Here is a 14,024-nt window from a genome sequence, read left to right on the forward strand (position 1 = left end):
TCCGGCCTAGCTCCCCTGCAGAACATTAATCTGAGCCTGGTATTTGGTAGCAATTTGCATCACCGAGTTACCATAAAAGGCGTTTTTAGGATTAGCCCAATTACCTCCAGCGTAATAACGAAGAGCAGCTCGTCGTTCATCAGAATAGTTTTGAGTGGCTGCCCCTAAGTCACGGACCAACAATGAAGTAGCTGTGAAGGCATCTCTAGCATTCCAAGGACTAGGTGGCTTATTACCCGTAATAGCTCCAATCTTGTCTTTATACATTATCCAGGTTGAAGGAATAAATTGTGATGGCCCCATTGCTCCACCATAACCTCCGCCAAATGGACAAGAAACTGGCTGAGTGGATGGATCAATTCCTAACTCTTTAGTGATGGCCAAGAATGGAGCAATATCTCTGGTCGGATGCATTACATTTTTGTAATTTTTACTCTCCGGGTCACCTGGCCGGTTACAGGTGCCTACATTTTGGCCAAGATTTGACTCTTGAGTGATGATAGCCAAAATAAAAGCCGCTCTAACCCCTGTCCCCTTTGATGCCACGTTTGCGTACTCTAAAGCTTGACCGAACTGGATCTGCCCACTATCACGAAGATTAAACAAAGCACTTCTAATACTAGCCCTCTCTGCTTCTTTACTAGCCAAAACAGATTGATAAACTTTAGCCTCACTTTTACTAACTGACAATAGTCGTTGTTTTTCTTTTTCTGCTTGTTCAATATTTCTCTTTTCTTGTTCAATTACTTGTTTAGCATCCAGTTCAGCGTCACGTTTTTTTTCTAAACCAACTTTTTCTTTCGTGGTTTGATTTTGATTATTTCTAATAGCCGCAAATGACTGATGCATTGTCTCTTGGACAAAGTTGAACGAATCTAAGTCGGCAAAAATGTCTGACACATTATTATTTCCTAAAACAACTTCTGTTACAGAAGCCCTATCTAATTCTCTGGTTTTACGAAGTAACTCAGCTAGAGATAATTTCTCAGCATCAATTTTCTGACTTAAAGAAGTAATCACCTGTGACTTTTTATTGATGTCACCACCCAAACGTTGAATTTCCAACTGCTTGGCTTTGATATTTAATTTAGCTTGATTAATTTTATAAGTTAAAATATCAATATCACGACTAATACTTGAAGCTTCTTTTTGCTTACTAGACAACAATGACTGATTAGCTGCGATATCTTTTTCCACCTGGACCAACTGAGCTTCTAGTTGAGCTTTCCGTTCAGGGGTTAGTTGAGCATTAGCTGGTGTGTAAATACCAAATAATAACAGTCCCACAAGTAAGCTAAACAAACAGGTTTGGTTTTTTAAATTTAAAATCATGAACCTTTATTATAGCAAAAACCACCGGTCCTGAAAATTGACCAGTGGTTTTTGCTATATATTTAAATTTTAGAGTGATTATTCAGCTCCTTCTTCCCCTTCTTCATCCTTCTTACCTTTTTTCTCAGTCAACTCAATAGCCGATAAATCAACCGGCTCAGCCGTTTCTAACACTTCTTCACCAGCCTCACCAGCTAAAGCCACAGTCTCTTCACCGTCAACCATTACTTCAACCCCCTGAGGAATTTTTAGATCTTTAACCAAAATTCGACTATCGAAATCAACTAGACTAGAAATATCAACTTCAATTTCGTGAGGCAGATCTTTAGGCATCGCTTCAATCTCTAACTCGTGAATAACTTTAACTAGAGTACCGTTAAGGTTTTTTACAGCTGGAGATTCACCTACAAACACTAGAGGCACCGCCACTTCCACTTTCTTACCTTTTTCGATGACATAAAAATCAACATGAACAGGCTCGCCAGAAACTGGATGCATTGCTACGTCTTTAATAAGAGTATCTTTTTCTCCCTCTGGTGTATCTAAAGTAACAACCGAAGATTCACCAGCATTACGAAATACTTTTTTAAATTCTTTAGTTTCTACAAAAAAGTTTTGAGGTGATTCTTTAGGACCATAAATAACCACTGGCAATTTACCAGCTTCTTTTGGTCCTTTGAGAGCCTTACCAAAGATGGTCCGGGACTCCGCTTTAAGGGTGATAGTCATGGTGATAGAGTATATAACAAATTAAGAGATTTGCAAGTCTTCAGGTGAGGTAATTTGGCGCCATTTAGTGGCTAAAACAGCTTTAATTGGTCTAGTTTCCTTAAAGGTTAAGATTGTCTGAGGTAGGCCATATTCTTCCTTACCTGACAGTTTAACGGGATCAGCCTGGAAAATATCCGTCGTCAACAAACACAAACTGGTATAAACAAGCCCTGGCTCACCGCCATGATTGGTGCCTTCAATAATATCGACCAGGTGACCATCGTTATCAATTATCGCTTTACCGCCACAATAGAGGCTGGGAACTTGAGCAAACATCATAACCCAATCAGTGGCCTCCAACACCCTTACCACATCTTGGGTATCGTAAATATCATCGCCAGCCAAAACTAAAAATCGCCCCTGTAGTAAGTGTTTAGCCTGCCACAACGAGTGAGCGGTGCCCATTAATTTTTCCTGATAAACGTATTTAATTCTTCGGCCGGCAAAATGATCACCAAAATAGTTTTTAATTACATCAGCTAAATAACCAACCACCAAAATTACTTCATCCACTTCTGGTGGCAAAGACTCTAGTTTATGTTCAATTAAATTTTTGTCACCGAACTTAAGCATCGGTTTGGGTATCATATCAGTCAAATCACCCATCCGTATTCCCCGCCCCGCGGCCAAAATAACTACCTGCATAACAGATTAAACAATTAAACCACCGGGTTGAGAGCAGTTCGACCCTCTAATACTTCAATAATATTGTTGGCTGCAATTTCCGACATAGCATCACGAGCTTCTTCAGTGGCCGAAGCAATGTGGGGAGTTAAAACGACATTAGGTAAATCTTTAAGACCTTGAACAAGTTCAGGCTCAAATTCAAATACGTCCAATCCCGCCCCCCGAATCTGGCCGGCTTTTAAGGTGGTCACCAAAGCTTGCTCATCAATCACTGGACCGCGTGAAGTATTAACCAAAACAGCTGTCGACTTCATAAGAGCCAATCTTTCAGCGTTAATCAAATGTTTAGTGGAATCTAACAGTGGTACATGAACACTAACCACATCGGAAATTTTCATCACCTCGTCGACAGTTTGATAAAAAACAGCACCATAATTTTTTTCTAACTCTTCATTTCGAGCCACGTCATAGTAGGCCACCTTCATATCAAATCCTTTGACCGCGTGATGAACCACCCTTGAACCAATCCGACCAGTCCCAACAATCCCTAACGTTTTACCTTTAAGTTCTGTGCCTAATAAAAGCATTGGGGCCCAACCTGTGTACTGACCCGCCCGCACAAAATCATCTGCCTCAACTAGTCTTTTGGTAGTAGAGAAGATTAGCGCCATAGCAAACTCGGCTACTGCATCAGTCAAAACTCCAGGAGTATTTGTGATCACCACCCCTTTTTCCTTGGCGTCAGCTAAAACGACATTATCAAAACCAACTGCATAATTGGCAAAAATTTTAGCTGTTGGTACTGCTTCAAACACCTCTTTATCTATCTTGTCTGTCAAAAGAGACAGGACCGCATCATATGGTTTATTTTTTAGAACGGTCAATAATTCCTCTCTAGTTAAAACCCCTTCCTTAGAGCTGACATCAACTTCATATCCCTTACTTCTCAATAAATCGATTCCTTTGGCTGGAATTTGTCTGGTTACAAAAACAATTGGCATAAAAAATTATTGGTTAAAAAGTTTTAATCTTTCGCTGGTCACTTTTTCAATTGCTTGGACAGCTGGTTTTAATATTTTGTATGGAGCCACTTCATCTGGAAATTCTTGCAATGACAATCTAAGCGCATCACGATACGCCACGCGTACTTCAGTATTAATGTGAACAATCGCCACTCCCGCCTTAATGGCATTGGTAAAATCTTCATTAACAGTCCCTGATCCGCCATGAAGTACCAGTGGAACATTGGTTGATTGATAAATTTTACTCACTCGGTCAATATCCAGCCGAGGATCATGGGTAGCTTTTAACATTCCATGAACATTTCCCACCGCCGGAGCAAGAAGATCTACTCCAGTTTTCTCGACAAACTCTTGAGCCTGTTCTGGTGTGGTCAAACCTTCCCCCGAAGTGACTACATCCTCAGGAATCTCGTCCAGCAACTTGGAAGATGTGCCGATATAACCAAGTTCTCCCTCAACAATCATGTTTGGATTTTTACTTTTGGCGTACTCTACACATTTTTTGGTGAAGGCCACATTTTCTTCAAAAGACATTTTACTGCCATCAATAGTCACTGCGTCATAGCCAGCATCCACCACTTCTTGAACTCGCTCAAAAGTATAAGTATGATCGGCATTTAAGAAAACCGGGTAGTTAAACTCTTGTTTTAAAGTATCAACCAAAGCTTTCACTTGCTTAACACCAATAAAATCTCGTTCCCCTTCGGATACCCCAATAATGACCGGAACATTTAGGGCCTGAGCCGCTCTAAAAACCCCCCACAAACCCTCTGTATTAGAAATATTAAAGTGTCCAATCGCTACTTTTTGAGCCTGCGCCTCGCCAATTACCTCGCGTAAAGTTTTCATGCTACAATTCTACCATGTCTAAATTTGATTTTATAGCTATCGGCGACATTACCACCGACGTCTTTATCAGAATTAAAGAAGCTCACGTTAACTGCCAAATAGACCGTCAAAATTGCCAGATTTGTATGCGTTTTGGCGATAAAATACCTTATGAGTCGGCCACAGTGGTATCAGCGGTGGGTAATAGTCCTAATGCTACCGTCTCAGCCACTCGACTAGGCTTATCTTCAGCTGTGGTGACCAACATTGGTGAAGATGAGCACGGCCGAGAAGACCTAGCTACTTTGAAAAAAAATGGGGTCGAAACTTCGTTAGTAAAAGTAAATCCTGGAAAAAGTTCTAACTATCATTACGTTCTCTGGTACGAAGATGACCGCACTATTTTGATCAAGCACGAAGAATTTGATTACGAATTACCAACCTTTGAGCCACCTCGTTTTATTTATCTCAGTTCGTTAGGTGAAAATTCTCTCCCTTTCCATCACACTATTGCCGAATACATAAAAAATCACCCAGAGACTAAACTAGTTTTTCAGCCAGGTACTTTTCAGATAAAACTGGGAGCGGAAACTTTGAAAGATATTTATGCAGTAACGGAAATATTTTTCTGCAACGTTGAGGAGGCCAGAAGAATTATCGACGCCCCGGAAGATACTGTAGCTGATTTACTATCAAAAGTTCACGAACTAGGGCCAAAAATTGTAGTCATTACCGACGGACCCAAAGGAGCTTACTGTTTCGATGGTACCACTAAATTGTTTATGCCTATTTATCCCGATCCAAAACCACCTCTCGAACGAACTGGCGCCGGCGACTCTTTCGCTAGCACTTTCACCGCCATGATCGCTTTGGGCAAATCAGTTGAAGAAGCTCTCACTCTGGCGCCGATCAACTCCATGAATGTCGTTCAGCATGTCGGCGCTCAAGCTGGTTTACTAACAATGGAACAAATTCAAGATTGGCTTACCAAAGCTCCAGCTGACTATAAAGCGCAAATAATCTAACAAAAAATACCCAAGCAGTTGGGTATTTTTTGTTAGACAATTTTACAAAAATCTTATTTTCTGCAAACTTTTTTGACCGCTTCAACAATATCATCAACACTCATACCATAGTGATCGATTAGTTCTGGCTGAGTACCGGATTGCCCAAATTGATCATGAACACCCAAACGAACAACTGTCATTGGTTTTTTCTCGGACAATAGTTCAGCTACCGCACTACCTAGACCGCCAGCAATTTGATGCTCTTCGACTGTCACCACTTTTCCGGCTTCGGTCGCGACACGTAAAATAGTTTCTTCATCTAATGGTTTGATTGTGTGGACATTGGTCACAGTCACAGATATTTTCTGTTCGGCCAATTTTTTAGCCGCCGCCAGAGCATTAAATACCATCGGCCCACAGGCCATGATCGCTACCTGAGCACTATCACCGCGCCACAACATGTTGGCTTTACCGAGCACAAACGGCGTGGCTTCGGTAGTGATAACCGGCGTCTTTTCGCGCGCTAAACGTAAGTAGGCTGGTCTAGTAGTTTGAGCGATCGCTAGAGTGGCTTTCTTGGCTTCAATAGCATCACAAGGCACTACCACATCCATATTAGGAACAACCCGCATAATAGCGATATCCTCGATCGCTTGGTGAGTCCCTCCATCAGGACCAACTGACACTCCAGCGTGAGAACCAACTATTTTTACCGGTTGATTATTGTAAGCAATCGTCGTTCGAATCTGCTCCCAATTGCGCCCAGGAGAAAACATGGCATAAGAAGTGATAAAAGGGATTTTACCCATAGCGGCCATACCAGAAGCCACGGCAGCGAGATTTTGCTCAGCTACTCCCATCTCTACAAATCTAGTTGGAAATTCTTTGGCAAATAAATGTGTTTGCGTTGATTCAGTTAGATCGGCACACAAAGCCACTATTCGTTTATCCAACTTCCCCGCCTCCAACAAACCTTCGCCATAGCCTTTGCGCACCGGTGATTGTTCCACGGCCAGGTCAAATAATTTCGGATTTAGTTTTTGCAAGTTGTTAATCATTGTATGTCCTCACTACCAGATAATAAGTATGTTTCTCGTTCTTTTATTTTACCATGATGATCAAAAGAAAAAATATCTACAAAAGAAGTTATCCGATAATCTATAAAATTGAAATCTCCTTGGACAACCACTACTTCAGAATTACCAAGAATTTTGTTTATCGTATGACTACCTTTAATAGTTCTTGTATTAGCGTAGAAATTTAAAAACTCTTTTTTTCCTTTAATAACCAATCCCGCTCGATTATAGACAATATCATCACTAAATAGATCTGTTAATTCTTCAAATTTATTTTGATCTACTAAACTATAATATTTTTTTATATTGTCTGTGTGCATTTTTCAGTAAGCGAGCGTTATTCATGTTCGCTTTTAATTTTTCCCCACAGAGTTCTCAATTCTTTTAACGCCTTCTCCCCTTCTTCTTTATTTGGTGGTTTACCATGCCATTCGTAGCGACGCTCAAATTCGGCTACCCCTTTACCAGGAATCGTGTGTGCAATAATCATCGTCGGCTTACCAAACACCGCTTTCGCTTGCCCCACCGCATCAACAATTTCTTCAAAGTTATGACCATCAATTTCGATCACATGCCAATTGAACGCCCGCCATTTATCAGCCAATGGTTCCACCGGCATAATATCTTCCGTAAAACCATCAATCTGAATATTATTTCGATCGATAATGGCAATGAGATTATGAAAACCATGTTTACCAGCCAGCATCGCCGCTTCCCAAGTGTTACCACAGTCTAGTTCCCCATCGGACATCAAACAATAAAAAAATCGATCACTGGCTGTGCCTTTGTCTATTTTATCCGCCAAAGCCATACCGACTGTTTGCGATAGCCCAGAACCAAGCGGACCAGAGCTGGTCTCAATACCTGGCAAATACTCTCGATGGGGGTGACCTTGGAGTCGGGAGCCGAACTTACGCAGAGTTTTCAATTCTTCCAGTGGAAAATAGCCAGCATGGGCCATGGTGGCATAGAGAACCGGACAGATATGACCATTAGATAAAACCAAACGATCTCGATCAGCCCAGGTCGGATTCTTGGGATCGTGTTTTAGAATATGAAAATATAAAGCAGTAAAAATATCCGCCATCCCCAAAGGTCCAGCGGTATGGCCAGAACCGGCCACCATCAACATCTCAATAATAGAGCGACGAATTAAGTTCGCCTTTTCCTCTAGGATTTTTATTTTGTCTTCGTGAAAATGTTCCACTTTAAATATGAAGAATTTAGTCCTTGAGCAAAATATTGCGCAAGGCCGACGGGCCGAGCATAACAAAATTTCAGCAGAAATTTATGTGTGTTTTGCGAAAGGAGCTAAATTCGAAATTATAACTTCAAAAACTCTTGCAAAGCACCAGTGTGATCTTGGGCTTGCCAGATACCAGAACCAACCACTAAAATATCCGCACCAGCCTCGAGACATTGTTTCCCTGTCTCCATCGTCACTCCACCGTCAATCTGTATTGTAGCATTTGGTGACATTTCACGTAAGGTTTTTATCCTCTCTAAAACTTGAGAATTAAATAGTTGGCCATGATAACCAATTTTTTCTACTCCCATCAGCTGGATAAAATCTATTCTGTTTAAATAAGGCTGAATCTTCTCTAGTGGCGTATCAAATAAAACAGCTAGGCCAAGTTTGGTACTGTGTGGTTCAAGTGAGGCAAAGATATTTTCCAAATGCTCGGTTGACTCATAGTGAACAAGTACTCGATCGGCTACCCTAGTCCAGTAGACCAACGTATCTTCCGGATTTTCAATCATCAAATGAACCTCTAGTTTAGTATTGCCCTCCAGAATATCCAGATCATCCGGCGAGTGCCACGATTCGGATGTCGCAAACTTTCCATCCATCACATCCAAATGAACCCACTCCACAAACTCATCGACAACGCCGATTTTGTACATTATTTCATTAAAATCACCACTAATGATCGCTGGTTTTATCTTGGAGTTCATAAAAAACTTAAAATGAATTTTCTTCTACTACCAAATTATCAATCTTTTGAATGCGACGAAGGTGCCGCGGATCGCCAGAGAAAGGAATTTGAAGCCAGTCTTTGACTGCTTGTTTAGCTTCGTCTAAAGACAAGAAGCGGGCACCGAGCGATAAAATATTAGAGTTATTATGATCACGTGAGGCAGTAATGATATTTTTGTCACCACCATAATAGACAGTCGCTCGAACATTTTTGTAACGATTAGCTGTCATCGCTTCACCTTGTCCAGAACCACCCAAAATAATCCCTTTGATATTATCCGGGTCACTACTCACCTGCTTAGCTACCATACTAATAAAATCTGGATAGTCGTCATTCTCATCAAGACTGAAGGCTCCCTCATCGTGAGCTTCATAACCAAACTCCAACAAAAATTCTTTTAGTTTTTGTTTGTATTCAAACCCAGCGTGATCGGAAGCAAGTAAGATTTTCATAATTTTTATGCTTCAGAGTTATTTATTTAAGATGAGCAGAAGCAATAATTTTCTGAGCGGTTTGATAATCTTTATCGTCTTTAAGATTAGCAATTGTGACTGGTTGTGGGGCCTGTTCACCGTCTTCTTTTAATTTTATAAAACCACTGTAATTAGTTACCACATCTTCTTTATTGTAAAAATCTTTAAATCCAATACTGAGAGAGTATCTGACTCCGATTTTTTCATAACCAGGAAAATCATATCTGACAGGCCCATCAAGACCAACACCTTTAGAATCTCTATTACCATTAGTGTAGGTCATAGAACCATCTCTTAAGGTCCAATCCTCAGGATAACTAACTTCAAACTTATATTTTTCATTGGTGTATGTCTTCCAATCAGTGATAGTTACATCGGATTTAGAAAAATTTGTTTGGTAATAATAAAATCCCCCTCCAACCAATACCGCTATTAAAAATAGTACTCCAAAAAATTTAAATTTATTCATAATTTTATAGTATCACTTCTGCCTAAACGCCACCAGTCTTGATTACATGATCAACAAGGGTATGAGTATACCCCATTTCATTGTCGTACCAGGCGAGCACTTTGACCAAGTTGCCACCAACCACCTTGGTAAAGGCCAGGTCCGCAAGGGAAGCATGTGACTCGCCAATAATATCTGACGACACCAGTGGTTCCTCGGTTACCGCAAACACTTTTGACCACCGTGGATTAGCAGCTCCTTCTTTCAAAATTTCGTTAACCTCTTCAACGGTCGTATTTCTTTTAGCAATAAAGGTGACATCAACCAAAGAACCAGTAATAACCGGCACACGCAGAGCGATGCCGTCGAACTTACCAGCGAGTTCTGGAATTACTTTCGTCACAGCAATAGCCGCGCCAGTCGTCGAGGGTACAATATTTTGAGCGGCCGCTCGTCCTCTTCGGAAATCACCAGCATCGGGTGAATCCACTAATTTTTGACTAGCAGTATAAGCATGGATCGTATTAAGAACTGCTTTGTCGATACCAATAGTATCGTGCAAAATTTTAATTAACGGACTAGCTGAGTTGGTCGTACAGGAAGCATTGGAAGAAATCTGACAAGTCGCCAACATCTCATCGTTAATACCCATCAGCACTGTCCCTCCAGTAATCCCCGGTACCGGTTCACCCTTGATCGGAGCTGACACTACCACCTTGCGGGCCCCAGCATCAATATGAAGTTTGGCTTTGTCGTAACTTTCAAAAAAACCAGTTGATTCGACAACCACGTCCACTCCCAGTTCTGCCCACGGCAATTTGGCTGGATCTTTTTCTTGAATAAATTTTATTGACTGACCATTAACCACCAGTGATCCGTTGTCAGTTTTGACGTCGAGTCCGGATTTACCGTAAGCACTATCATACCGTAAGAGATAAGCTAAGTTTTCTAAATCACCCAAATCATTAGCCGCGACAATTTTAATATCTGGATTAGTAATAGCTACTTTCAAAAAAGCTCGCCCGATTCGCCCCAAACCATTGATGGCTACTTTAGTTGTCATATATAAAAGATTATATCACTTATGATAATTTTTCTTTAAACATTTTAGTGAGGACTGCTGGATTAGCCGAACCTTTAGATAATTTCATGGCTTGGCCAATTAAGAATTGAATTAAGCGTTCGTTGCCGGCTTTGTAGTCCTCTACTACTTTTGGATTTTCAGTGATTACTTGATCAACAATAGCCGCCAAAGCCCCTTCGTCACTTTTTTGGAAGAGACCTTTGCTTTCGGCAATCGCTTTTGGATTACCACCTTCAGTGACAAGAACCGCCAAGATATCTTTGGCGCCACGAGAAGAAATCTCGCCACCTTCGGCCATATTTATTAGCTCAGCAAAACTGGTCGGTTCCGGCATTTTGATCTCAGACATATTCTTTCGTAGACCAGCCAAATCTGAGGTTAAGTAGTTGGCAGTCAATTGGGCAAATTTTTTATCAGACAAAACCTTCATAGTGTCTTCAAATAAAGCGCCGACGATCCGATCACTGACAAAAATTTCAATATCAGATTGTTTAATACCAAATTCATCGGCCAGTCGTTTTCTTTTTTGCCACGGCAGTTCCGGTAAATCAAAGTTCTGTAATTCGGGTATTTGGCTGACATACAATTTTGGTAAATCTGGATCTGGGAAATAGCGATAGTCATGTGACGACTCTTTTTTTCGCTGACTAAAAGTCTTGCCGGCGTTTTCATCCCACCCGCGAGTTTCTTGAACCACTCGATCACCATGCTCCACCAATTCTTGCTGACGCTTGAGTTCAAAGTCGATCGCTTTTTCCATACCAGAAATAGTATTGAGATTTTTAACCTCAACTTTCGTACCCATATTTAAAGAAATATTCGCTTCCACCCGCATCTCTCCCTTCTCCATATTAGCTTCAGAAATATGTAAATATTCAGGACCGATCAAGAGTTGTAATTCACGCGCAAAATCCCCCGCTTGTTTAGACGAGGTAATCACCGGTTCAGTTACCAGTTCCATCAGTGGCACTCCCGCACGATTGTAATCAATCAGACTATCATTGCCGACGTGTTGCGACCGAGCGGTGTCTTCTTCCAGGTGAACACGGGTAATATCAACACCAGCCAAAGTACCCCCTTCAACCAGTGGAAATTTATACTGACTGATTTGATAACCTTTGGGAATATCTGGATAAAAATAGTTCTTTCGATCCCACTCAGTGAAGTCGGCTAGTTTGGAACCAAGTGCTTTACCCACCCGTAAAACATGTTTAATAGCCTCTAGGTTGAGAACCGGCAACGTCCCAGGGTGAGCCATACAAACTGGGCAAATATTAACATTTGGTCGGGTCTCGTCAGTATTATTGAGACAACGACAAAACATCTTGGTTTTGGTCTTTAGTTCAACATGTATTTCTAAGCCAATCGTTGGTTTGTATTCCATAATAACGGGATTATAGCATATACCGCACCTCTTCTTCGAGTTCGATCCCAAACTGCTTTTTGACCTTAGTTTTCAGTTTTTTAGCTAAACTGATGACGTCTTTATAAGTACCGGTGCCGTCGTTGACCAGCAAATTACCGTGATATTCCGGAATATACACTCCACCCTGTTTCATCCCTCGAGCGCCAATTACTTCCAATAAATAGCCAGTTGGAATTTTCCCATCGATTATTTTTGACTGATCAATTTTCTTTAGTGACTCCTTAGACACCTTTTTTACCAATACGTTTTTGAAAAAACTACCCGGACATTTCAAACCTGGTGGATATTTGGCGTTTCGAGTTTTGATAATTGATTTTGATTTGGCCAGTAATAACTTCTTATCCCCTCTTTCTAAAGAAAAAGTGGCAGTCAAAACTATCCACTCTTTGTGTTTTAAAATACTATCGCGATAACTAAATCTACAATCACCTTTTGTCAGAGTCCTAACTTTTTTACCATCAAAAATATCCACTGAGTCGAGACGATCACTGATCGTCTGGCCGTAGGCTCCAGCATTACCCACTATTGCTCCCCCGACCGTACCCGGAATACCAGACAGGGCTTCTAAGCCAGCTAAGTTATTTTTAAGAGTTAGATCGATTAACTTCGCTAGAGGCACCCCCACCTGACAGACCACTTGTTTACCAGTTATCTTTATTGCTTCTTTATCTGTACTAGAGGTAGTAACATGAATCAATAATTTATTGAGTTTTTTATCAGCAAAAACCAAATTACTACCTCCAGCCATAACTAAGTAAGGAACTTTGATTTTTTTTACCCCCTCCATTACCGTCAACAAATCAGCCGGCGACGTCACTTTTAGATAAAAAGCGGCTGTACCGCCAACACCGAAAGTGGTCAGGGTTTTTATATCAATATTGGTTTGTAAATTAGGCCAAATATTTTTCATACAGCATAAGAAAAACCGTATGGTGAGTATACCATACGGTTTTTCTAGTTAAACCTAGTCTGTCTGTGAATATTACTTAGCAGACAAAACGCGGAAGTAGTACTTAGTACCAGGAGTCAATCCAGTCAAAGTAACTGAGTGAATCTTAGTCTTTGGTGAACTTGAGTTCACTGAAGTTGGTTGTGAATTAGTGTAGTTATAGTTAGGAGCTGAACCAATCTCTCTAAGAGTTACTGGATCTTTTTGAGAAGTTAGTCCGTAAATAACACGACTAGTAGCATCAATGTCAGTTTTCCAAGTGATAGTAGCTGTAGTTTGAGTCTTAGAAGCTACCAAAACATCAGAAATAACTGGCTTACTGTCTGGATTAGTAACAGTACCTGATGTAACAGTAATTGATTTAGTACCACTGTTACCGTTAAAGTCAGTAACGTTTAAAGTTACAGTCTTTGCTCCGGTAGTGCTATAGGTTTTAGACTTAGAAGTCTGACCATTTACATTGGTACTACCGTTTTCACTGCCATCACCCCAAACCCAGTTAAAACTGTAAGTTGAAACATCACCACCAGTGGCAGAACCAGTAAAGGTTGTTGCTTGATTAACACCAACAGTACTACCATTGGCTGGAGAAGTAATAGAAACATTAATACCAGCAGCAATAGCTGAGGTAGTAGGCGCAATCACGAGCGCAAGAGCCGCAAGTGTAACGCCAATTTTTGAAACAAATGAGTTCATACTTGTATATGCGCTAAAACTATTAAATAATGGCTCTTTCTGCGTAGACAAACGCCTTTTAGAGCTAATGTATTACTACCACATATTTAAAAAATATGCAAGTATAATCGATTTAAAGCCAAAAAAATCACCCCCAACGCGCATGCGCTGGGGGTGGGTTAAATTTTGCAGAGTTTACTTCTATTGAACCGCCACCTCCACCGTCCTCACGATCCACTGACCTCCCGTAGGCCGGAAACCGAAACGGAGCCAGTTGGCGCCAGGTTCGGTCAACGAACGGAAGTCTTTGGTCACGCGCAAGCCGGA

General features: G+C 41.0%; 16 protein-coding genes. 1 reads left to right on the forward strand and 15 read right to left on the reverse strand.

From position 1 onward, the window contains the following. Positions 1–6: 6 nt before the first annotated feature. The 5 genes from K8Q91_02750 to K8Q91_02770 form a co-directional block, all read right to left on the reverse strand. On the reverse strand, positions 7–1,332 hold the full coding sequence (locus K8Q91_02750) for a lytic murein transglycosylase (protein MCE9628893.1): 1,326 nt from the start codon (positions 1,330–1,332) through the stop codon (positions 7–9). A 78-nt stretch (positions 1,333–1,410) separates the two neighbouring features. Next, positions 1,411–2,061: a 50S ribosomal protein L25 gene (locus K8Q91_02755; protein ID MCE9628894.1), complete on the reverse strand. Its 651-nt coding sequence runs from the start codon at positions 2,059–2,061 to the stop codon at positions 1,411–1,413. A gap of 21 nt (positions 2,062–2,082) precedes the next feature. Further along, entirely contained in the window at positions 2,083–2,709 is a 627-nt protein-coding gene (locus K8Q91_02760; protein ID MCE9628895.1) for a hypothetical protein, read from the reverse strand. 53 nt (positions 2,710–2,762) lie between these two features. After that, positions 2,763–3,731, reverse strand: coding sequence for a D-glycerate dehydrogenase (locus tag K8Q91_02765; protein ID MCE9628896.1), 969 nt, complete (start codon positions 3,729–3,731; stop codon positions 2,763–2,765). Positions 3,732–3,737: 6 nt separating this feature from the next. Beyond that, positions 3,738–4,601, reverse strand: coding sequence for a class II fructose-bisphosphate aldolase (locus tag K8Q91_02770; GenBank protein MCE9628897.1), 864 nt, complete (start codon positions 4,599–4,601; stop codon positions 3,738–3,740). A 14-nt stretch (positions 4,602–4,615) separates the two neighbouring features. Here K8Q91_02770 and K8Q91_02775 point away from each other — a divergent pair, with 14 nt between their 5' ends. Next, positions 4,616–5,605, forward strand: a complete 990-nt coding sequence (locus K8Q91_02775; protein MCE9628898.1) for a carbohydrate kinase family protein — start codon at positions 4,616–4,618, stop codon at positions 5,603–5,605. Positions 5,606–5,658: 53 nt separating this feature from the next. On the opposite strand, the gene K8Q91_02780 is transcribed toward K8Q91_02775, so the two are convergent. The 10 genes from K8Q91_02780 to K8Q91_02825 form a co-directional block, all read right to left on the reverse strand. After that, positions 5,659–6,645, reverse strand: coding sequence for a transketolase family protein (locus K8Q91_02780; GenBank protein MCE9628899.1), 987 nt, complete (start codon positions 6,643–6,645; stop codon positions 5,659–5,661). Further along, positions 6,642–6,983 (reverse strand): nuclear transport factor 2 family protein, encoded by a 342-nt coding sequence (locus K8Q91_02785; GenBank protein ID MCE9628900.1) that lies wholly within the window; start codon positions 6,981–6,983, stop codon positions 6,642–6,644. Before K8Q91_02785 ends, K8Q91_02780 begins: the two co-directional genes overlap by 4 nt. Before the next feature lie 17 nt (positions 6,984–7,000). Further along, positions 7,001–7,870, reverse strand: coding sequence for a transketolase (locus tag K8Q91_02790; GenBank protein ID MCE9628901.1), 870 nt, complete (start codon positions 7,868–7,870; stop codon positions 7,001–7,003). Between the two features lie 116 nt (positions 7,871–7,986). Continuing rightward, a complete protein-coding gene (locus K8Q91_02795; protein ID MCE9628902.1) occupies positions 7,987–8,619 on the reverse strand; it encodes a hypothetical protein in 633 nt (210 codons plus the stop codon). Between the two features lie 7 nt (positions 8,620–8,626). Continuing rightward, complete coding sequence (locus K8Q91_02800) at positions 8,627–9,094, reverse strand: RpiB/LacA/LacB family sugar-phosphate isomerase (protein ID MCE9628903.1); 468 nt, start codon at positions 9,092–9,094, stop codon at positions 8,627–8,629. A gap of 22 nt (positions 9,095–9,116) precedes the next feature. Next, the gene (locus K8Q91_02805; protein ID MCE9628904.1) at positions 9,117–9,584 is read right to left on the reverse strand and encodes a hypothetical protein; all 468 of its coding nucleotides are present in this window, start codon (positions 9,582–9,584) and stop codon (positions 9,117–9,119) included. A gap of 22 nt (positions 9,585–9,606) precedes the next feature. After that, positions 9,607–10,626 (reverse strand): type I glyceraldehyde-3-phosphate dehydrogenase, encoded by a 1,020-nt coding sequence (gene gap / locus K8Q91_02810; GenBank protein MCE9628905.1) that lies wholly within the window; start codon positions 10,624–10,626, stop codon positions 9,607–9,609. Between the two features lie 19 nt (positions 10,627–10,645). Continuing rightward, entirely contained in the window at positions 10,646–12,031 is a 1,386-nt protein-coding gene (gatB, locus tag K8Q91_02815) for an Asp-tRNA(Asn)/Glu-tRNA(Gln) amidotransferase subunit GatB (GenBank protein MCE9628906.1), read from the reverse strand. A gap of 10 nt (positions 12,032–12,041) precedes the next feature. Further along, positions 12,042–12,983: a UDP-N-acetylmuramate dehydrogenase gene (murB, locus tag K8Q91_02820; GenBank protein MCE9628907.1), complete on the reverse strand. Its 942-nt coding sequence runs from the start codon at positions 12,981–12,983 to the stop codon at positions 12,042–12,044. Between the two features lie 72 nt (positions 12,984–13,055). After that, positions 13,056–13,718 carry a fibronectin type III domain-containing protein gene (locus K8Q91_02825; GenBank protein MCE9628908.1) on the reverse strand — a complete coding sequence of 221 codons (663 nt, stop codon included), beginning with the start codon at positions 13,716–13,718 and terminating at the stop codon, positions 13,056–13,058. Positions 13,719–14,024: the final 306 nt, after the last annotated feature.

It is taken from the genome of Candidatus Vogelbacteria bacterium, from assembly GCA_021414225.1.
Classification (GTDB): domain Bacteria; phylum Patescibacteriota; class Minisyncoccia; order Phycocordibacterales; family XYD1-FULL-46-19; genus JAIOOX01.